The organism is Tolypothrix tenuis PCC 7101 (assembly GCF_963874875.1).
Taxonomy (GTDB): domain Bacteria; phylum Cyanobacteriota; class Cyanobacteriia; order Cyanobacteriales; family Nostocaceae; genus Aulosira; species Aulosira tenue.
Genome location: NZ_CAWNJS010000001.1, coordinates 5,449,131 through 5,470,529, shown reverse-complemented (window position 1 = coordinate 5,470,529; position 21,399 = coordinate 5,449,131). Strand labels below are relative to the sequence as shown.

Sequence of the window (21,399 nt, the reverse complement as noted above, 5' to 3'; positions counted from 1 at the left end):
CAGCTTCTAGCTATTCCCATAGAAAAATTGTTGTGCTATGATGTTTTACTAATGCGGATGTGGCGGAATTGGCAGACGCGCTAGATTTAGGTTCTAGTTCCGAGAGGAGTGAAGGTTCAAGTCCTTTCATCCGCACTTTAAATCAAAGTCATCCTCTACCTAATAAGTTGTGAATATGACAGCTATTAGGTAGTTATTTGAGGATGCAAATAGCAAAGCATAGGCGCTTGATGAATCCCCAAAAATAAAGGAGCAAGCGTCAATTTTTTTAACATCGAAAACCGTAAATCATGGCTTCAAGATGCTCATTCTATATTGGAAGCAAACAATAGGATGGGGTTGGGAAAGAATCAGCTAATGAACGCTGAAGTGACACTCAGTCAAAAATAATTTACTGGCTAAGTGCAAATCAGTCTAGAGAAATGAAAGGCAATTCGCTGACTAATACTCAATGCTCAAGTTAGCGACTGATTTACCCTATACCTTTCAAGCGGAAATTTTGACTGCTAATTTCTGTAAAAAGCGCGTCTATAATTATTACTTTTGACCCAAAATATACTTAGATAAATTCAGGGGTGAGGGGTTTGACCCCTTTAATAATTTTGGCAGAGATATTGTGTTCCACATTAACAACTAAACGAGCAAGGTAATTTATATCACTTTCAAATTAACTTACTGATGATTTAGTTAACAATAAACTGAGTTTTGAGATGGCTTTTTCAGTCGTGGAAATACTTAAAAATATTGGTAAATATTGGTAGCCTAAGGGTGTTATTACCTTGAAAATATCCACAAAGGCTACTTGGATTTCAATGACTTCATCCACTCTTTAAATTTTATTTACTTATTATCCAGAGATGTCTGATAATCTCAGTATAAGTAAGTAAATTAACAATAAATTCACAATTAGTTGAGGCTTTATAATCGGAAAACAAAGCTACAGTTAAGTTTACCCAGAAAAGGGTATCGGTATTTTAGTATGTTATGCTACAAAGCACCAATATTTTATAGCTAAATTGGTATCTTAGAAAAACTATGTACAAGTTTAGCTGACACGTATTGAATTTAGCTGAAGTAAAAGCAAAATGAGCACAACTCCTATAGGTAGCTACAGGTTGTTCCAGAAACTACATCCGCTATCGCTGTTGGCGCAGCTAACCAGCCGCCATGCTACAGGATGCTTAAGAGTATATACGGAAACAATATCCTGGTCGATATATTTAACAGACGGTAAACTTACTTACGCCTCTCATTCAGATCAAGTGTTTGAAAGGCTAGATAATCACTTGCGGCGGTTGAGTCAGCAAATTCCTGCCCTCAACAGTGCTACTCGAGTACAGATGCGGTTGATGTTTGAAACGATGAGTGAAAATCAATCGATTTCCCACTCAGACTATCAAGCAATTTGCTGGTTGGTAGATCAAGATTATCTGACTGCTAGGCAAGCAGGAACCTTGATCGAGGATTTAGCTAAAGATGTGCTGGAACCGTTTTTAGCCCTCAAAGAAGGTAGTTACGAATTCAACTCAGAAGCAACTTTAGATGGATTGCCGAAGTTTTGTAGCTTGGATTTGCGGTTAATAGTCGAACACTGCCAAAAGCAGATTAGAAATCGGCAAAATATTCAATCACAGTCACCACTACCTCCGGCGGCTGGCGGTTCCTCAATGATGCCAGGAACACAGATGCCACCAGCACAGCCACAGTCTCCAATTCAGTTTGGGCAACAATTATCTAATCAAAACAATTTTGCACGTCCGGAAGAAAAAAAGAATACATTTGTCCAAAAACGTGTTACTAAAGGGCTGTATACAATTGCCTGTATTGATGATAGCCAGACTGTGCTAAATTCCATCAAACACTTTTTGGATGAAGAAACATTTTCTGTTGTGCTAATTAACGATCCAGTAAAAGCTTTAATGCAAATACTGCGAAGTAAACCAGATTTAATTCTACTAGACGTAGAAATGCCCAATTTAGATGGCTACGAGCTATGTTCTTTACTGCGGAGACATTCACAATTTAAGGATACACCGATTGTGATGGTAACTGGCAGAACAGGATTTATCGATAGAGCCAAGGCAAAAATGGTCAGATCTTCAGGTTATTTAACCAAACCTTTTACACAATCAGAACTACTAAAAATGGTTTTTAAACATATCGGTTAATTTCCTGAGGGGTCATGGATATAACGAGCATCCGATTTAGTAAAACCAATAACATTTTTAGGAGATTTTAGTAGTGAGTCTTACTTTGATTGGCACAATTCTGATTGTCGAAGATTCGCCCAGTGAATTGGAACTAATGAGTTATTATCTCACAGAAAGTGGCTACAACGTAATACCAGCTACTGGTGCCAAAGAAGCTTTACAAAAAGCATTATTACAACAACCAGACGTGATTGTTACTGATGTAGTTATGCCGGGTATGAGTGGATTTGAACTGTGTCGGTTTTTGAAAAAAAATCCGAGTACAGAGAAAGTTCCCATTGTAATTTGTAGTTCTAAAAATCAAGAAATTGATCGATTATGGGCAATGAGGCAAGGCGCTGATGCCTATATAACTAAACCATTTACGCGAGAGCAACTTTTACGTGCTATCAAATCAGTAGCAACTTGAATTCATGAATAGTGCAAAAAATATTATTCCTGTCAAAGATATTCCCAACAACTTAGGAGATGGCTACATTAAGTTCCAACTCAATCAACAGACATCTGCTATTTTATCAATGAAGCACACGCAAGAAGCGATTATTGTGCCTGTTGAGTCTGTTACCTCAATGCCAAATATGCCTGCCTGTATACTAGGGCTAATGAATTGGCGGAGTCGCATCATCTGGGTGGTAGATCTACCGAGAATGCTCAATTTAGAATTTTTAGACAGTAGGCTGCGACAGTACAATGTCATCATTGTGCGGGTAGAATCGCTGCTTTTAGGCTTAATTGTGCAAGAAATCAAAGGTACAGCTAAGTTCTTAGCTGATGAAATTTGTTCTCCTGTAGGACAAGTAGCATCCAGTCTAGTACCTTATTTATGTGGATGTGTTGTCCAAGAACAAGAGGTACTGCTGGTATTAGATGCACAGGCTATTGTCCATTCTTCTATTCTCCGCAGTGATTAGGGTGCACTACTAAAAAAGGGATTTTTAGGGTTCTCATTCACACCAACAGGAGAATTAATTTATGTTTAATAAAACTGACACAGCTAAGAGCAATAATACTCAAAATGGTTCCTTGCCAATTTCATCGGCAAAACTTTCTAATAGTACAGTTAAACAATCAAATAAGTTGACTAATAAAACTGCAAATAGTTCTCCTTGGGATAAGGCAGTTACTTATTTTCATAGGCTAAGTTTAGGTACAAAGGCTACAGTGTTAGCGATCGCTATCGGTACTCTCCCGACTTTAGGTATTGGCGCGATCGCCTATAGCTTTGCTAATAAATCGATTTACAAGCAAATTACCCAAGCGCAAGAAGCAGAAACAGTTGGCTTACTAGACAAAATCAACCGTTACATCTTGGGAAGATATGGAGATGTACAGCTACTGTCGGATCTACCTTTTTTGACAAATCCCCAACTCAGGGACAGCATATCTGCTCAACAAAAGCAAGGACTTTTAGATCAAATTGTCAAAACTTACAAAGCTTATGACAGTATTGCTTTCTTTGATTTACAAGGAAATGTGATTGTCCAATCTAGTGGTGAAACGCTAGAAAATCATCAAGACCGTCAGTATTTTAAAGACGCACTGAAACAAAATACAGCTGTTATTGGGCAACCAGAAATATCAAAAACTACTGGTGCTGTCAGCGTTCATATTGCTGCACCTGTAAAAGATGAAACAACGGGTCAAAATATTGGGGTAGTGAGGGCACGTCTACCTGTAAAAATGTTGGAAGAAACTATCAAAAACTATGCCTATACTGGGCATGAATATCATTTGCTAGATAAATCTGGGAAAATTTTTCTCGCGACACAAAACAATCAAGAAGGTAGAGATGCCAAAACAGATTTCCCAGGTTTAGGTCAAAGGCAAAGCAAAAATAAAATAGATAGTTTTATTACAGTTAACAAACAGGGCAAAAAACAGCAATTACTGACCTATGTACCTTCAATCAAAATTGCCGGATTACCAGATTTAAAATGGGATGCAATTATTGCCACTGATACAGAAATTACATTTGCACCCCAGAGAGAATTATTGTGGACGATCGCCATTGGTACGGCATTAACCGCCTTAATTGTCGCTGCGATCGCCGCTTGGTTAGCGAAACAATCCACAAAGCCCATTTTGAATGCCACAGAAGCGGTAAACAAGCTTGGGCAAGGTCAACTCAACACCCGTCTTGAAGTCCAAAGAGCAGACGAATTAGGCATACTGGGTACCAATATTAACCAGATGGCGGAACAATTGCAAGTATTATTGCGAGAACAAGAGCGAGAAGCACAAAAAGCCAAAATCCTTGCAGATATTATCTTAGAAATTCGCAGAAATCTCAAAACTGAAGATATTTACGCCTCCGCAGTTAACGAAGTCCAGCAAGCACTGAAAGTAGACCGAGTCATCGTCTACCAGTTGAATCCAGACACTTGGGATGGCATTGTGGTGGCAGAAGCTGTGACTGGTGTTTGGCCGAGAATGATGGGAGTACAGATTGACGATCCTTGTTTTCAGGAACGCCATGTACAACTTTATCGCGAAGGACGAGTCAGAGCGATCGCCAATATTTATCAAGAGGCAGGTTTACCGGAAGCAAATTGTTACATCGAAATTCTCGAGAAATTTGCAGTCCAAGGCAATTTAATCGCTCCCATTATCCTCCAAGATGACTTGAGAGGTTTGTTGATTGCTCATCATTGCGAAAGCCCCCGCAATTGGCAGCAATCAGAAATTGAGTTATTTACTCAAGTAGCCACCCAAATTGGTTATGCCCTAGAACAAGCCAAGCTACTAGAAGAACTAGAAACAGCTAAATCTGCTGCCCAACAAGACACCAAAGAAGAACGGCAACAAAAAGAAGCATTACAAATGCAACTTTTAGAATTGCTGAGTAACGTTGAAGGTGCCGCTAGAGGAGATTTAACAGTACGGGCTGATGTGACAGCTGGGGAAATTGGTACAGTTGCCGACTTTTTCAACTCGATTGTGGAAAACCTGCGGGAAATTGTCACCCAAGTCAAAGAAGCTGCTTCCCAAGTAAATACAGCCATTGGCTCCAACGAAGGCGCTATCCGCCAGCTAGCAGAAGAAGCCATGAACCAAGCATCTGAAATCAACCGAACTTTGGATGCCGTTGATCAAATGACTTATTCTATCCAAGCTGTGGCAGAAAATGCCCAACAAGCTGCGACAATTGCTAACCATGCCGCTCACACTGCAACTAAGAGTGGGCAAGCAATGGATTTGACAGTGCAAAACATTCTTTCTCTGCGAGAAACCGTGGGTGAAACTGCCAAGAAAGTGAAGCGGTTAGGAGAATCTTCTCAACAAATTTCCCGCGTGGTGTCTTTGATTAACCAAATCGCCGTGCAAACTAACTTACTAGCGATTAATGCGGGGATTGAAGCCGCACGCGCAGGTGAAGAAGGCCAAGGATTTGCCGTAGTTGCCGAAGAAGTGGGCGAACTAGCAGTTAGAAGCGCCGCCGCCACCCAAGAAATTGAACAAATTGTAGAAAATATCCAACGGGAAACCAGCGAAGTCGTACAGGCGATGGAAGTGGGAACCACCCAAGTAGTCGAAGGTACGCGCATCGTTGAAGATGCAAAACACAGTCTGGCGCAGATTTTGGATGTATCACGTCAAATTGACGAGCTAGTGCAGTCTATTTCCCTAGCAACTGCATCTCAAGTACAAACATCTCAAACTGTTAGTCACTTGATGAAAGAAATCGTGGCTGTGTCACAACGCACTAGCGATTCTTCCCGACTAGTTTCCCAATCTTTACAACAAACTGTGGAGATTTCCCAAGAGTTACAAGAAACTGTGGGAACCTTCAAAATCAGTTAGTTTTGGCATCATCATTTATTGGTGAGCTAAAACCCAACTGCACAAATGACAAAGATCAAAATAAGTGCTCTACTAGGCGCGCATTAGCTTAACAACTAACCAAAATCATGTCACAGGACAAAGAACTGGAAATCCAGATGCAATTTCTGGAAGAAGCCACTGATTATCTCAATACCTTAGAAGCGGTATTGTTGGAAATCGACACTAGTAATCGCATCGATTTAGAAAAGATTAACGGGGCACTCCGAGCCGCTCATTCCATTAAAGGTGGGGCGGGAATGATGGGATTTCGCACGCTGAGTGATTTAGCTCATCGTCTAGAAGATTCCTTTAAAGTTTTAAAAACGCGCAAAAATTCTTTAGAAATTGACACCCAGCTACAAAGTTTACTGTTATCTGGGGTGGACTGGTTACGTCAAATCGTAGAATTGCTCTCCGAAGGGAATGTAATTGAAGAGCAATGGTTACAAACCTTTTGTTATCCGGTATTTGATGAATTGCACGAGCGTTTGGGCGATCCGGTGCCAGAAGACGCTACAAGTATGCTTTCCCCCGAAGATGGACAGGATATCATACCCTTACTTTTTGAAACAGAAGTAGAAGGCTGTTTACAGCGTTTAGAAGCTGTAGTGGCAGACGAACAACAGCCTTGTTTGCAAGAAGAAGTGGCAATTATGGCAGCGGAACTAGCAGGCTTAGGCGAAATGCTCCAGTTGCCAGCTTTTACTCAGCTTTGTGAGTCAGTCACGCACCACTTAGAAGCTGCTAGCCCAAATCAAGTAGAAGAAATTACCCGGTTAGCATTACAAGCATGGCGGCGATCGCAAGCTTTAGTGCTGACAAATCAACTCGATCAGTTACCTACAGAAATCAAACTGGGTGATTTAACCTCTGCTCCAGCTCTTCATTCGGCAAATACGCAGCCATCTAAACAAGCTGCAATTGCGGAATTTTTCGCTACAGATACAGATGCAGCGCACTTCTTAGAACCAGAAGTCTTCTCACCAGATTTTGTGGAATCAGAAGAAACGGAGGAAGCTTGGCCCGATGAAGATGATGCGATCGTTGCTGCTAGATTTGAAACTTTAGATATTGAGTTTGCTAACAATTCCCCAGATACAGTTGAAGTTTCTGAGCCAAGCTTAGTCACTGCGAGAGAAATTCCCACCACAGATTACAGATTTCTTGAGCGTAAAGGCGAGTCAGTTGGTATTGGTAAAGACCGGGAAATTCAAGAAAATACAGTCCGGGTTCCCAGTAAGCAACTTGAGCAAATTAATGATTTGTTCGGGGAATTAATTATTCAGCGCAATGGGCTGAATTTGCAATTGGAAAGGTTGCGTAAACTCGTCCGTAATCTCAGCCAGCGTGTCCAAGGGCTAGAGCGAGAAAACCAGGAATTACGCGCCGCCTACGACAGAATTTCCACTCAAACTTTTAACGGCTCGGGAATGCGATCGCTTGCTGATGAAAATCATCAAGCTGATGGCATTGAGACTAACTTTGATGTCCTAGAAATGGATCGCTATAACGAATTAAACCTGCTATCGCAGGAAGTTATGGAAACCATTGTTCAGGTACAAGAAGTTACCACTGATGTGCAGCTAAGTGTTGATGACACCGATCAAATTGCGCGGAAGCTGAACAAAACATCCAAGCAGTTACAAACAAAACTTACCCAAGTAAGGATGCGCCCGCTATCAGATTTAGTCGAGCGTTTTCCGCGCGCTATCCGCGACTTGAATGTGGAATATGGCAAAAATGTCCAGTTAAAAATTGAAGGTGGTAATACTTTAATTGAACGCAGCATTTTAGAAGCTTTAAATGAGCCTTTAATGCACCTGTTAAGGAATGCTTTCGATCATGGCATTGAAGATCCAGCTACCCGCAGCAGCATCGGTAAATTCGAACAAGGCTTAATTGAAATTAAAGCTACCCACCGTAGAGACCGCACAATTATTACTATCCGTGATGATGGTCGAGGTATTTCTCTAGAAAAAATTCGCGCCCGCGCCTTAGCGATGGGCTTAGATGCTTCACTATTAGCTAGTGCTAGCGATGAAGAACTGTTATCACTAATTTTTGAGCCAGGGTTTACCACCTCCGACCATGTGACCGCACTTTCCGGTCGTGGTGTGGGTATGGATGTGGTACGCAACAAACTCAAACAAGTCCGAGGCGATATCAAAGTTGATACCGAACTCGGAGTAGGAACTACCTTTACCCTATCTGTACCATTTACACTTTCAGTCGCACGAGTGCTGCTAGTGGAAAGCAACCGAATGCTGTTAGCATTCCCTACAGATGTAGTTTCAGAAATCTTCTTACTGCAAAACGAGCAAGTGTTTGCGATCGCAGGTAGCGAAGTGATCAACTGGCAAGGTACTATGCTGCCTTTAATTCGCCTGAGTAGACACTTAGAGTTTAATGGCCCCCGTTATAATAGCCCCGATTTAGAAACTCCCCCAGCAATCAATGCTAGTTGTGTATTAATTGTTAAAAGCGGTAATCAGCCAATGGCCGTACAACTAGACCGTTGTTGGGGTGAACAAGAAGTTGCGATTCGCCAAGTTGAGGGTAATATTCCTCTACCAGATGGTTTTAGTAACTGTACGATTCTGGGTGATGGTCGGGTAGTAGCATTGGTCAATGCTAACGAACTACTGTATAAAGTCGTTACCAATCAACGCAGCTCGAAAAATAATCAATTGCCATCAGCTCGATTAAAAACTGCCTTTTTGATATCTGGTGAAGACAAACCAGCAGTATCATCTGTTGTGAATCAAAAAAGCACGATTTTGATTGTCGATGATTCGATTAATGTTCGCCGCTTTTTAGCCTTGACTTTAGAAAAAGGTGGATATCAAGTAGAACAAGCAAAAGATGGACAAGATGCTTTAGACAAACTTCAGAGTGGCTTACAAGTTCAAGCCGTAATTTGCGATATTGAAATGCCACGTCTTGATGGTTATGGATTCTTAGGTCGGATTAAATCCCACGATGATATGAAAAATATTCCCATTGCGATGTTGACCTCTCGGAGTAGCGATAAACATCGCCAACTAGCAATGCAGTTGGGTGCCAGAGCCTATTTCTCTAAACCTTATAACGAACAAGAATTGCTCCGCACGTTACACCAAATAATTTATTCCACCAATGGTAATGGCACATCAAACAATTAAATTTATAATTTGCCATGATTAATGGTTACTGTCAGTTTCTCTCTGTCAGTTGTGGTAGATAACTCACAACTGACAAGCTATCCAATTTTATTTGATTGATGAGCGGGTTTTGTTTAATTAATCTTTCTAAATATTTTTTGGCAATCTCAGAAATTACTTTTGCTGATTTCCATCTATTTAATTAATCGCATAGATAAGCTCAAAAATTATACTGGTTTAATTAGTATAATTTCTTGCATTAATACTGGAGTATAGTTGCGATCGCACTTTCCCAATCAGGACTTACGCAACTGGCACAGTGATCCTCTGGCATAAGAGTCAATAGTCAAGAGTCAAGGGTCAAAAATTAAGGTTTTTTGGACTCTTGACATTTGACCCTGGACAAACCTAAACGAAAAAAATATGACACTTGCGTAAGTCCTATCAATTATTAAATACCTCCATGCGACCTGGCTAACAGATACAAGTCACAAGAAACATTGACTTTAGTTTATTTTATTTTTATACGGCTCAACTTATTCTAGGGTGTTCTATTTCAGAGGATTTCCCTTGGTAGGATCGTAGCATGATCAAAAATAGCTACCAACTAAATTGGTAAAAATATGCCTAGAAAAGAACAAGGATGGGTAACATTTCAAACCTCAGAAGAAGAACGCAAAATACTGGAAGAGTTTTGCAACCAGTCTCAACGTACCAAGACAGAAATTTTAAGAGAGTTGGTACGTGGGTTGAATAAATACTCTTCACCAGCAGTAGCGTCACCAACTCAGCAGGATGTTATACCAAATGCTTATACACCTGGGATAGAAATTAGTAGTTCAAAGAAACCTTTAAAAGTTAGCTCACGCAATATTCTCAAAGGCGTTGTTAAAAAGGTAGTTACAGGAGCAGTTAATACAGAAGTAACCCTAGAGATTGTTCATAAAGTAGAGTTAACTTCTATGATTACCAGAGTCTCAGCAGAGGAATTAGATTTAACTGAGGGAACAGAAGCCTACGCAGTAATTAAGTCCAACGATATTGTGATTGCTAGAGAATAATTAGCTACCTTAACCACTAAAAACTGCAGATGAGGAAGCAGGGGAGCCAGTGCGTTGCGGTGAGACCAGCGCTGCGGGAGGGTTTCCCTCCACAGGCGACTGGCGAACCCGAAGGGAGGTTCCCACGGCAGTCCGCTCAAGTCGGGAAACCCCTTCGGGTGACGCTCCTACGTCGCTACCGCTACGCTAACGGCAGTCCACTCGGCGGCATAGCCGCACGTGTGGCTGCCTCCCCTTTGTAGCAACTGGCGTGAGCAGAGGGCAATACTTGTCGGTTAAGGGCAAAAGGGGAAGGGGAAAAGGGGTAAGAAAAAACCTTTAACCCTTACCCTTTCACCTTTTCCCCAAACAAAATTAAGAGTTGAAAATTCTTAACCGAGCAGTATTGGAGCAGAGGGGACAAGGAGACTAACTTTTAATAAGGGAATTTTCTGTTTCCTCTTAACTATTACCCATTTTTAATTACCACACTCATGTAAATTTACATTGAGTGTTTTTTTATACTAATTAGCGCACTTGTATAAGTACAGATTTATATAGAAGAGTATAAGCAAATACAGTTCAGAAAATTAATTGATCACAAAACCAAAAAACTAGTTACTCAACAAAAAAAACAGAACAATCATTTTGGAGGGGGTTTGGGGGACGCAACCGTCACCCAATCGGGGGTTTGGGGGAGAATCCCCCAATTGAGTTGGCTTCTTTGATAAGTGATAAATCAATCCCTAATGAGCTTAACTGAACTGTATTGGAGTATAAGCTACTATTGCAAATATTTTCATAATATGCATACTATCTTGTAAATAATTTTTATAAATTTCGCCCCATCTCATAAGAAAGGCATAGGTATTGATTTACTTGAGTGTCATGGGTAACTAGACATTAACTATGGTTATCCCCACTATCCCGATATTTACACATAGATGATATCTGTGATAAATCTGCCTTTGCTGCTGTAATTGCAAGTATTAATTTAATCTAAGTCAATTCTTGCATCTGAGATAATTCCGATCAGTACTCAAGCAACTACACACTTTTTTCTACCAAGATGTACTTATGATGTCTTCCGCCAACTTGTCGTATAACTCTGTTCTCAAAGAACAAATACCTCATCGCTTATTTACAAAGCGCGAAATGATACCACCACGCAACGATATATTGTGGCGAATCGAACGTGGTGCAGTTCGTACCTTAACCTGGAGTGAAGACGGAACATTTATTACTTTAGGTTATTGGGGGTCTGGTGATTTAATCGGTTCTCCATTGTCTAAAGTGAAGCCTTACCAAATTGAATGTTTGACTAGTGTAGAAGTAAGTATTGTGCCACCTCATCTCTGGTATCAAGATGTGGAAGCGTTACTTTCTCACATTCAACAGGCAGAAGAACTGCTAAGTATAGTGCATTGTAAACCGATGTATCTGCGGTTGTGGCAATTTTTGGTGTGGTTAAGTACAAAATTTGGTCGTGATGTAGAAGAGGGTACACTAATAGACCTGAATGCCACTCATCAAGAAATGGCAGAGGTACTGAATACAACTAGAGTCACAGTAACCAGACTTTTACAGCAGTTTGAAGAGGAGGGATTGCTGTTACGTCAAAAGCGCCAAATTATTTTGCGTTTACTAAACAAATGAATCCACAAATTATGTCTCTATTCTGGTGGTTGATATTAATCAACCACCAATAAAAACAGTAGAATTATGGCTGGCTGGCTTGTGTAAATAACCTGAAAAACAAAAAATTTCAGGAATAAACTAGAAATTAATCTTGACTAGGCTTCGACTTTGACACCACGCCAGAAGGCAACATAGCCTTCAATATTTTTAGCTCTCTCTTTGGCGTTGGGATAGTACCAAGCTGCGTCTTGATTAACTTGCCCATCAACTTCAACACTATAGTAACTAGCAACGCCTTTCCACGGACAAGTAGTGTGGGTATTACTTTCTTGAAAGTACTGCTTGTTAATAGCGTCAGGTGGAAAGTAATGGTTACCTTCTACAACAATAGTTTGATTGCTCTCGGCTAGAGTTGCTCCATTCCAAATTGCTTTCGGCATAAGTAAGTTTAGTGATTAACTAGACAAATACATTATGATTGCTAACTAGTTTTTTTGCTTGCCGAGAGCATTTAGAGTATTTATAGGATTTTAAATTGATTGCGCTTTTGGGCGATCCATCTGTCGCAATCATTTTTTAACACCTAAAAATACCTGTCCTTGTTAGCCTAGCAAGTTAACAAAGACAGGATAGATTCAGCAGATATACTACTTACCGCCGTAAAAAAAGGCAATTTCTTTTTCTTTCAAAGGTGCAAAACCAGCTTCTGTGAGCAAGGTGTCGAGTTCTGCTTGGGGAATGTGCTTCGCCCCAATTCTGACAATACGCGATCGCATGGTATTAGATACGCCGCTACGCTGTCTATTTGCCTCTAGAGCCATGACTTTGTTGTATAGTTCCAGCTTGGCAGTAGGAATAGGAGAACCATCAAAATCAATTCCCTTTGCGATCGCTACGTCAATAGCATCAGCACCAGTGGTTGTTTGATTTACTTCATTAGTTTCAGCAGGCATGACAATTCGCTCATAAAGCTATGAGTATATTTTACCAGTCATGCTCACTCCCAAAAATTGCGTAGGTGTTCTCTGTCTTAGGGAGTGCTTGACGCTTGGCATTTCACAAGAGACAGTGTTAATCAAGGGATACAAGGGGACAGAGACAATAATTGCCTATACCCTTGTCACTTTTCAATATTTTGGTTTAATCTCAAACCATCGGTGTAGCTAATAGGTGATGCTATGTCTGAAGCCCAAACTCCCCAAAATAAAGACCGTACCCTTGAACAAGCTCTGACTAACAAAATCATAGATGATTACTTTGACAATTCTGAAAGTTGGCTCAGAGCCATTTTGCGGATGTGTATCTTCTCTTTGGCGCACCTGGATGGAAAACCGGTTTTCGTGGTTGAATGTCCCAATCAAGCGGTAGCTAAACGACTCAGCCGCAAAACTTATCCTTTTCGAGGCATTGTCTATTATTTAACTGACTACCTGGATGGTCAAGACCGCACTTTATTTTGCTACCAAGAACCCAAAAGTGCAAAATGGTGCTGTTTTGACACGAGTACCCATTCTTGGAAAAACGTGAGTAATTTGCAAGCGCCTACTGCATCAACTGATAGTCCATAGTTGATGACCTACGGTGTACACACAAATCGGAGTTATTTTGAGATCCGGGTTTTACCCCCCTTAATCCCAGGGCCGTTTCATTCCCTAAAAGTCCTGAAAATGCAAGAGTTCAGGAGATGAAAAATAAGCTTGGCATTCAATATTAGGCATCAACATGGTCAAGAATTTATGACTTTTGCCCTGATATTTATCGCCAATCATATTGACAAAATACATATCCTTACGAATGAAACGGCCCTGCCCTTAATCCCCAGGGCTATTTCATTAGCGGCTATTCTCAACTCAGTAGCGGCTTTCCTTAACTCAGTAGCGGCTATTCTCAACTCAATAGCGGCTTTCCTTAACTCAATAGTGGCTATTCTCAACTCAGTAGCGGCTTTCCTTAACTCAATAGTGGCTATTCTCAACTCAATAGCGGCTTTCCTCAACTCAATAGCGGCTTTCCTCAACTCAATAGTGGCTTTCCTCAACTCAATAGCGGCTTTCCTCAACTCAATAGCGGCTTTCCTCAACTCAATAGTGGCTATTCTCAATTCAATAGCGGCTTTCCTCAACTCAATAGTGGCTATTCTCAGAGGATGTTTGAAAAGTCATGATTGATGTATCAAATATTTTTTACCCTTACAGATAGTACTTGTGTGTACACCGTAGCTCCTGGTGGGAGAGGGGCTGGGGGTGAGGGCGAAACATTGCAACCAAGCGGGTTTCACATTAAGTTGACACCAATGGAAAATGCCCACCTGTGTCAACTTAAGCTTAAAGCTATATAGGGCGGGCGTTGTACAAATACCTCGCGCCCTCATCCCCTAACCCCTTCTCCCGCAGGAGAAGGGGAACTAAATCTCTTGCTCCCTTCTCCCTGTGGGAGAGGGGCTGGGGGTGAGGGCGAAACCTTGCACAAGAGCGGGTTTCACATTAAGTTGACACGTATGGACAATGCCTTACCCCTACAATCTGTCGCATTCATTTTTCAATAACTAAATATTTAATTATGCGGGTTTCTGCAATGAGGCGATCGCATTCATTAGAGTATTATATCTTTGAAATCTCAAGTATCGATAACCATATCAAATGCTGATTGTGACGTTGAAAAAAAGTCTGCAATGTTTGGTCTCAAAGCCTTGTAAATATTAGTTTGTGAGTTTTAGAATATGTCTATTGAAAAATGACGTTTGTACCGTTATTGATTCAGTGGCAAGCTGTCGAATTAAACAATCTGTGACATATTCCATAATCACCGGCTGTTGAGTATATTCGCCCGATCGCTTTTCAATTAAACTGCGCCAGGTCAGCGATTCCAGGGATTCCAGCAGGCTAGCACGGTAAACAGCAGGCACAATATTTGCTTGCAGTTGGGCGATCGCAGTCCATTCTCGATTAATCGCCAAACAATACATAATGATCTGTTCCAAGGGCGATAATCTCTGAAATTGCTGATCGAGTAAACGACGAATCCCATTAAATATTGGAGTTTCTGTTTGCAAAAAGGTGGTAATTGCCCCATCAAACAAACTCTGAATTGAGGTAGCTACCATTTTTAATGCCAGGGGATTGCAATAATACAATTCACACAAATAGTGTTTTTCAGCCTCACTTCCCACCAATCCCTTCGAGTCAATTGATGCTAGGGATGCTTCGCAGGAACCTTTCAAAAACAGCGATCGCACTCTGCCATTCCAATCTGCAAATAATGCGACTTCCGCAGATTTTTCACGGCTAGTCAGTAAAATACAACTTTGATGACTCGATTCCCCCAGTAAATGAAATAATTCACTATAATTGCGGAAATTTGGTTGATAATTGCCAGCGTGCTGACCTGGTTGTAAGAGAGTATCTTGATTATCAAGAATCACTAAACAGCGATGAGTCCGCAGCCAGTATAGTAACCGTTCTGGTTTAGCTTGGATGTCTTGCTGCTGGGAAAGGAAAGGTACTAGTTCAGCCAACAAAGTTTCTAAAAGTGGAGCGTGGCGGAGACTGCGCCAAATTACAAAATCAAAGTCTGCTTGTACCAATTGAGAGACTTTGGTAGCTAAAGCACTTTTACCAATACCGCCCATTCCCACCAAGGCAATTAAGCGACAGCGTTCTTCAATTATCCACTGAGTCAGCTTTTTTATCTCTTCCTCACGACCGCAGAAGCTAGAAACATCTGGTGCCTTACCCCAATCTACGGAAGGTTGTTTTTGCAGTTGGCAATTAGGGATGGGTGCATTAAGTTGGGTAAGAATGCCGCGCAGATTTGTTTTGTTAACTTTGCGATCCAAAGCATCACTCAAAAGCTTCCAGAATTTAGGGCCAGTATCTCGCTGTAAGTAGTTAATGGAATAGCGCGAGCGCTCGGCAATGCGATCGTAGTCCCAGTTTAGGCATCAAACGACAGGACAATGTCAATATAGGTTATTTCAATATTCCTTGGTAGTATGATTGCTGATCACCGTAGTGCGATCACCGATCTTGTAGGATGTGTTAGCGGTGAAAATACTGCATCTCCGAATTTCTGAATTACCGATCGCCTAAGCTGGAGATAGTTGTGAACGATCGCTGAATTTTTGAGGCTAGTGTGATCGCTCAAGGTACAAAGTTGGGTTTGTAGCGTTAACCTAGCCTTGATGCGATCGCAATTCAAAATGAAATCAGGAGCGATCGCAATTTCAGCATGAGTTCAAGAAGCGATCCCTCATAGTTGGGATAGTTGTAAGCGATTGCTGAATTTTTAAGACTAGTGCCATCGCTCAAGGTATGTTATGAATTGAAGCCAAGATGATCAATCCGCTACTTCCGGCTCACCGATTGTCTTCTGTGCTGCATGATGAAGGTGGAGAATTCTAACCGTGGTGCGATAGGTTTGTTTTCCTTGCCCGTAAAGAAGTTGACGAATTTCTTGGCTAAAGAAAGCATCCTCACGAGCGATGGAACAGCGCCGAGGCATTTCTTGTAGAGAAACTATTGCGTCAATTAGCCCTTGATACCAGGTTTGGGCGCGATCGGCTGTAGTAAACTGAGAAAAACTTAAGAAAGCAGCATCCGCTTCGGCTTTCGCAACACTAGAGAAATCAATGCGGTAGGTCATGCTTCCAGAGATAATCCATATTTTTGGTTTTGTTCAGCAATAAAGTCCTCTAAACTCGAAAATTGTCCTTGTTCAAAATCATCAAGCCCGCGTTGAATTCCCTTTAAAGCCTCAAAAAAATCATTATCTTCCAAACTCAGCCCTAAAGTCAGAACTGCGATCGCCAATTGCGAAATATCTTGTCCGGTACTTTGGGCACGTTGTCGCAGCAGCGCCTCAATTTTCGGTGGCAGATCGAGTGTAATGGACATTGTTGATTTTTCCGAGCGTGATACTGGTTTTATTATAGCGATCGCTCTTTTAGCTGGATTTGCATAAGCGATCGCTCATAGTTGAGATATCTGAGAGCTACCGAACCTTCTGACAATGTCCAAATTCCGCCAGAAAGGTGAACTTATGTCAGCTAAACTTCAAGAGCAACTTACAAGTACTGATGCCGAAGTTATTTTAGGACGTTTACTAGAGAGGATACAAGCAGCTCTAATTACTCGTGCTACTGAAATTGAGTATCCAATCGAAGCCGTCATTGAAATGGCGATCGCTAGTTTCGTGGATACGGAAGCATTAGGTTTTGCAGATTGCAAACCAGGAAGTGGACAATAAAACCATTGATCAAGAGGCGATCACTCATAGCTGAGATAGTTGTGAGCGATCGCCAATTATGTAGGATGCGTTAGCGCAGCGTAACGCATCGCCGAATTGCTACCTTTCCCTTTCCTCATCTCAACCTTAGGTTAAGTACGATTTTGGTTTGTTGCTAAACCCCCAACAAATGCACCTAAAATTGAGCCTACCCACAACCCAGTAGTGCTACCTTGCCAAATTGCGCCTGGTGTTACCCAAGTGTTACATATTTGTTTGAAAGCCCAATTTTGGTTTTGGCACTTTTGACTATGTAGCATCAGGGTGAGTTGTCCACTAATGTAACCGCCAAAAAATCCGGATGATAACGCTACTAAAGTACAAATTAAAATTCTATTTTTAACCATATATTAAAGCTCAAATCGCTGTGCTCTAATTCATAATTACTAATACCCTGCGGGTAGCCGCTTCGCCCCTACGTATTCGTAATTAATCTCCTTTATTCAGAAACTTAGAATATAATTCTACGTCTCTCGAGGTTTTTCATAACTAAAAGTTAGAGCCTTGAAACTCGCATGAATCAATTATTAATTTTGTCCGTAATTATGAATTAAGAACTACGAATTACGAATTATAAATTATTTGCTCAAAAGTCAAAAGCCAAACTACTCTGGACTTTTGACTTTTGACTTTTGACTTTTGACTCAACTACCAAATCAGCCTGTATTTCTCATCCCTGCTGCAATACCGTTAATAGTTAACAATGCGCCGCGCAGCAACTCACCTTTACTGTAACGGGAATGAATTACACCGGATGGGGCAGTATTGCGTGATTGGCGGAGGCGTTTCAGTAGAGAGACTTGGATAAACCCTAAAGGTACAATCGTGCCATTGCGTAACTGCACAGAACGCTGTAACACTGGATCGCCATCTAATAAGCGACTGTGTCCAGTAATTTTTAACACTAAATCTTTGGTGAGATAATATTCGCTAGAAATTTGCTCAAAAACTTTCTCAAATCGCGGTTTATCTTCCGGATTAGATAGCTCTTGAACGTAATGCTGTGCCATTTGCATATCTACTTTTGCTAAGGTCATTTCTGCTTTAGAAATCACCATCTTGAAGAACGGCCACTTAACGTAAAAGTAACGCAGCAATTTTAAGTGTTCTTCTGGTTCAGCTTGCAAAAATTCTTGCAGTGCTGTACCGACACCATACCAGGAAGGCAGTAGAAATCTCGTTTGTGTCCAACTAAATACCCAAGGAATTGCTCTCAAGCTACTTAAATCTTTCTTACCCGATGGGCGACGCGCTGGACGAGAGCTAATTTGCAACTGGCTAATTTCTTCGATGGGAGTTACTTGGTGGAAGAAGTCAATAAAATCGGGTTGCTCATAAATCAAAGCCCGATAATGAGAACGCGATCGCGCTGCTAGTTCTTCCATTATTTCATTCCAAGGTTCGATGTCATCGAAACCTGTCCGCAGCAAGCTAGCTTGAATTACAGCCGTGGTGATAGTTTCCAGATTGTACAAAGCCAAGTCCAGCAGCGAATATTTAGAAGCTAAAACTTCGCCTTGTTCCGTAATTTTGATTCTGCCATTAATGCTGTGACCTGGTTGGGCTAAAATCGCTTCGTAAGCTGGGCCGCCGCCTCTACCTACAGAACCGCCACGCCCGTGAAAAATTCGCAAATTCACGCCATATTTTTCTGCTATTTCTTGGAGCGATTTTTGCGCTTTATGAATTTCCCAATTACTGCTTAAAAAACCAGAGTCTTTGTTACTGTCAGAATAGCCTAACATTACTTCTTGCAGGTTCAAGGTCAGCGGACAAGTGGCGTGGATATTGTCTGCGTTTTCCTCATTCGCCTTTATTTGCTCGTAGCCGCCAGCTAATAAAGCTCGATATAACGGTAGCTCAAAAAGTTGCCGCATCACCGTTCTGGAGCGTTGTAAGTCTTCTACCGTTTCAAATAAAGGTACAACTTGAATAGTACCGACGGCGATCGCGGGGTCAAAAAGTCTGGCTTCTTTGGCTAAGAGCAAAACTTCTAGTACGTCGCTAACTTGGCGGCACATACTAATAATATAAGTTTGGCAGATTTGTACGCCAAATTCTTGTTGTAGCGATCGCAAGACGCGAAAAGTTTGAATGACATCGTTGGTTTTTTCGGAGAATGGTAACTCTGCGGGAATTAAGGGACGGCGAGTTTGCAATTCCCCGGTTAACCAAGCCACGCGCTGCTCTTCTGTCAGGTCGTTATAAGCTTGGGGTAAGACTTGGAGATATTCTAGAATTTCATTCAATGCATCCGAATGACGGGAAGATTCTTGGCGAATATCTAACTGTGTGAGGTTAAAACCAAAAATTTCTACCTGAGAAATTAAATTATCTAATTCTCGGCAGCTTAAACCTGTTTCAGTCAAGTTGCGTTGAATCATCCGCAGTTCAGCTAAGAAATCTGCTCCCGATAGATACATTGGCTTGTCTTCATTCTTGGGCGTTTCCCGCTTATACAAAGCCAAATTGCGATCGCGGGTATTTTCTAGCCTTCTTAAGACATAAGATAACTTCAGGCGATATGGTTCTTGGCGATAACGAAGTGCTAAAGCGTCATAAATTTCGCTCAACTGCGACTGATCCAACTCCAGAGATTCCAGTAAGTCTGGAAGGACATCACTCCAGTGCATCGAGACGCTTAATAACTCAATCAATTGCTTGACTGAGTTAATATATCTTTCCAACACCATTTTGCGCTGATAACAAGCTGTCTGCCAGGTAACATCTGGTGTAACTGAGGGATTACCATCTCTATCGGAACCTACCCAAGAACCAAAAGAGCAAAAGTTTTTCTGTGGTGGTTCCAACCACGGAAAGGTTTTACCCAAAGCGTATGTAAATCGTTTATGCAGTTGGGGAATTCCATCAAACAGCACTTCTTGGAAGTAGTGCAAAGCATAGTCTACTTCATCTAAAACTGTCGGCTTAAACTGGTGCAGTTCATCCGTGCGCCACCACAGGCGAATTTCTTCTAGTAACTTTTCGCGGATTTCTGCTGCTTCCCAAGGATATCCGCCTAATGTACTCCCAGAACGGTTGTCTACCGTATCTAGCTTTTGTAATAGATTAACCACTTGTCTTTGCTTATCCCGAATTGTATGACGCACAATTTCTGTGGGATGGGCTGTAAACACTAAACGCACATCTAATTGAGCAATTAGACGTTGAATTTGCTGCGGTGGGACATTGAGTTTGAATAAATGGGGAAATAAAGCGGCAAAAGTACCTTTCTGCTTGTCTTTTTCTTTAGCTAGCCAACTCTTAGCTAATAAATCCGCACCGATTCCCCGGTTTACAGGTGCATCGTTTTCTAGCTGATTGGATGAATAGGTAATATTGGGTAAGATTTCTGCATCTTCTAGCTCTGCTTCTGCCTCAGAATAGCGAGTTAATTGCTGCCGTTGTTCATATTCCTGCTCTATGATGTTAATCAGCTGAAAATACAGCGCAAAAGCCCGAGCCGCCCGAATAGCTTCATTAATATTCAGTTGTTCAATCAACTTTACCGCAGATTCAGCTTGGTCATGAGTAGCTTGACCTTCTGGCGAACACAGAGCGCGCAATTGTTCCAATAAATCCACCATTTTCTGCCCGCATTCTTGCCGGAGTACCGCTTCCCACAGTTCCTCTACGATTTGGAGACGATGGCGTAAAAATAACTCTGAGGCGGGGTAGATTTTCGCTGCCTGAGACAAAGAGTATAAAACAGAACTCATATTCGCTATATTGTGCCAAAACGATTATTGTTTAGAATTCTTTGTGGTGTAGTCCGAACTTCTGGCAAGTGACCAGAATGGAGCATCTTTTAGAGTAAAATTTTTAACTGTGATTGAATTCGTTGTCTTCTGGGAAGTCGAGTATGGGTAGGCGATCGCCCCGAAATAATTCTTCACTGGCTTGGCCCATAGCTTCTAGGGCTTTTACTGAGGCATTTCCTGCTGTACACAGCAGTAGTATAGACGCTGTACCTATTTGTAAAAGCAAAGATTGGGGAATGCTAAACAGCAACAGATTTAATTCTGGGTTTGGTGAAGGTTTTTGGGTTGCAGGTGACATCGCTAATTTTCGTTTGTTTGCAGATTAGTAAAATAAACAAAAAATCCAACAGAGACGTTGCTCGCAACTAGACATTTAAAATCTTTGCCAATTTTGCAAGCGCATAAGGTAACAAAAGTGTTAAAACCAAACGTCAGGGTGTGATAAATGTATGGTTCTAGTTTACAAGCGCAGGCACTATCCCCCAATACTCGCTTTCTCTAAAAG

General features: G+C 41.4%; 18 protein-coding genes, 1 tRNA gene and 1 pseudogene. 11 read left to right on the top strand and 9 right to left on the bottom strand.

Features of this window, described 5'->3' with window-relative positions; translation table 11 throughout:
• The first annotated feature begins 53 nt into the window (after nt 1–53).
• The 8 genes from AACU25_RS21570 to AACU25_RS21535 all read left to right on the top strand — a co-directional run bounded on the left by AACU25_RS21570 (nt 54) and on the right by AACU25_RS21535 (nt 11,868).
• Nucleotides 54–135, top strand: a tRNA-Leu gene (locus AACU25_RS21570).
• A gap of 950 nt (nt 136–1,085) precedes the next feature.
• On the top strand, nt 1,086–2,168 hold the full coding sequence (locus AACU25_RS21565) for a response regulator (RefSeq protein ID WP_096579129.1): 1,083 nt from the start codon (nt 1,086–1,088) through the stop codon (nt 2,166–2,168).
• 73 nt (nt 2,169–2,241) lie between these two features.
• A complete protein-coding gene (locus AACU25_RS21560; RefSeq protein ID WP_096579127.1) occupies nt 2,242–2,619 on the top strand; it encodes a response regulator transcription factor in 378 nt (125 codons plus the stop codon).
• Nucleotides 2,620–2,623: 4 nt separating this feature from the next.
• Nucleotides 2,624–3,121, top strand: coding sequence for a chemotaxis protein CheW (locus tag AACU25_RS21555; protein WP_096579125.1), 498 nt, complete (start codon nt 2,624–2,626; stop codon nt 3,119–3,121).
• Nucleotides 3,122–3,182: 61 nt separating this feature from the next.
• Nucleotides 3,183–6,011, top strand: coding sequence for a methyl-accepting chemotaxis protein (locus AACU25_RS21550; protein ID WP_096579123.1), 2,829 nt, complete (start codon nt 3,183–3,185; stop codon nt 6,009–6,011).
• 107 nt (nt 6,012–6,118) lie between these two features.
• Nucleotides 6,119–9,193 carry a hybrid sensor histidine kinase/response regulator gene (locus AACU25_RS21545; protein ID WP_096579121.1) on the top strand — a complete coding sequence of 1,025 codons (3,075 nt, stop codon included), beginning with the start codon at nt 6,119–6,121 and terminating at the stop codon, nt 9,191–9,193.
• Nucleotides 9,194–9,795: 602 nt separating this feature from the next.
• Nucleotides 9,796–10,233, top strand: a complete 438-nt coding sequence (locus tag AACU25_RS21540) for a TOBE domain-containing protein (protein WP_045872298.1) — start codon at nt 9,796–9,798, stop codon at nt 10,231–10,233.
• 1,056 nt (nt 10,234–11,289) lie between these two features.
• Entirely contained in the window at nt 11,290–11,868 is a 579-nt protein-coding gene (locus AACU25_RS21535; protein ID WP_411863263.1) for a Crp/Fnr family transcriptional regulator, read from the top strand.
• Nucleotides 11,869–12,005: 137 nt separating this feature from the next.
• Here the strand turns inward: AACU25_RS21535 and AACU25_RS21530 are convergent, their stop codons facing one another.
• The gene (locus AACU25_RS21530) at nt 12,006–12,290 is read right to left on the bottom strand and encodes a DUF427 domain-containing protein (RefSeq protein WP_096579119.1); all 285 of its coding nucleotides are present in this window, start codon (nt 12,288–12,290) and stop codon (nt 12,006–12,008) included.
• 207 nt (nt 12,291–12,497) lie between these two features.
• Nucleotides 12,498–12,803, bottom strand: coding sequence for a small RNA NsiR4-regulated ssr1528 family protein (locus tag AACU25_RS21525; protein WP_045872302.1), 306 nt, complete (start codon nt 12,801–12,803; stop codon nt 12,498–12,500).
• 225 nt (nt 12,804–13,028) lie between these two features.
• Here AACU25_RS21525 and AACU25_RS21520 point away from each other — a divergent pair, with 225 nt between their 5' ends.
• On the top strand, nt 13,029–13,418 hold the full coding sequence (locus AACU25_RS21520) for a hypothetical protein (RefSeq protein WP_096579117.1): 390 nt from the start codon (nt 13,029–13,031) through the stop codon (nt 13,416–13,418).
• Between the two features lie 129 nt (nt 13,419–13,547).
• On the top strand, nt 13,548–14,018 hold the full coding sequence (locus tag AACU25_RS21515) for a hypothetical protein (RefSeq protein ID WP_339382055.1): 471 nt from the start codon (nt 13,548–13,550) through the stop codon (nt 14,016–14,018).
• Nucleotides 14,019–14,548: 530 nt separating this feature from the next.
• On the opposite strand, the gene AACU25_RS21510 is transcribed toward AACU25_RS21515, so the two are convergent.
• The 4 genes and pseudogenes from AACU25_RS21510 to AACU25_RS21500 all read right to left on the bottom strand — a co-directional run bounded on the left by AACU25_RS21510 (nt 14,549) and on the right by AACU25_RS21500 (nt 16,742).
• A complete protein-coding gene (locus AACU25_RS21510; protein WP_479688191.1) occupies nt 14,549–15,610 on the bottom strand; it encodes an NB-ARC domain-containing protein in 1,062 nt (353 codons plus the stop codon).
• A 39-nt stretch (nt 15,611–15,649) separates the two neighbouring features.
• A pseudogene (locus AACU25_RS37085) lies at nt 15,650–15,772 on the bottom strand (helix-turn-helix domain-containing protein); the annotation flags it as partial.
• A gap of 413 nt (nt 15,773–16,185) precedes the next feature.
• Nucleotides 16,186–16,491 carry a plasmid stabilization protein gene (locus AACU25_RS21505; RefSeq protein WP_096579113.1) on the bottom strand — a complete coding sequence of 102 codons (306 nt, stop codon included), beginning with the start codon at nt 16,489–16,491 and terminating at the stop codon, nt 16,186–16,188.
• Nucleotides 16,488–16,742 (bottom strand): hypothetical protein, encoded by a 255-nt coding sequence (locus AACU25_RS21500; protein ID WP_096579111.1) that lies wholly within the window; start codon nt 16,740–16,742, stop codon nt 16,488–16,490. The genes AACU25_RS21505 and AACU25_RS21500 overlap by 4 nt, the downstream gene beginning before the upstream one ends.
• Nucleotides 16,743–16,887: 145 nt before the next feature.
• Between AACU25_RS21500 and AACU25_RS21495 the strand changes: the two genes are divergently transcribed.
• Nucleotides 16,888–17,094 carry a hypothetical protein gene (locus tag AACU25_RS21495; protein WP_096579109.1) on the top strand — a complete coding sequence of 69 codons (207 nt, stop codon included), beginning with the start codon at nt 16,888–16,890 and terminating at the stop codon, nt 17,092–17,094.
• Between the two features lie 131 nt (nt 17,095–17,225).
• Here the strand turns inward: AACU25_RS21495 and AACU25_RS21490 are convergent, their stop codons facing one another.
• From AACU25_RS21490 to AACU25_RS21480, 3 genes are all read right to left on the bottom strand, one after another.
• A complete protein-coding gene (locus tag AACU25_RS21490) occupies nt 17,226–17,480 on the bottom strand; it encodes a hypothetical protein (protein ID WP_096579107.1) in 255 nt (84 codons plus the stop codon).
• 309 nt (nt 17,481–17,789) lie between these two features.
• On the bottom strand, nt 17,790–20,852 hold the full coding sequence (gene ppc / locus AACU25_RS21485) for a phosphoenolpyruvate carboxylase (RefSeq protein ID WP_096579105.1): 3,063 nt from the start codon (nt 20,850–20,852) through the stop codon (nt 17,790–17,792).
• Nucleotides 20,853–20,955: 103 nt separating this feature from the next.
• Nucleotides 20,956–21,192 carry a hypothetical protein gene (locus AACU25_RS21480; protein WP_045872310.1) on the bottom strand — a complete coding sequence of 79 codons (237 nt, stop codon included), beginning with the start codon at nt 21,190–21,192 and terminating at the stop codon, nt 20,956–20,958.
• Nucleotides 21,193–21,399 lie beyond the last annotated feature (207 nt).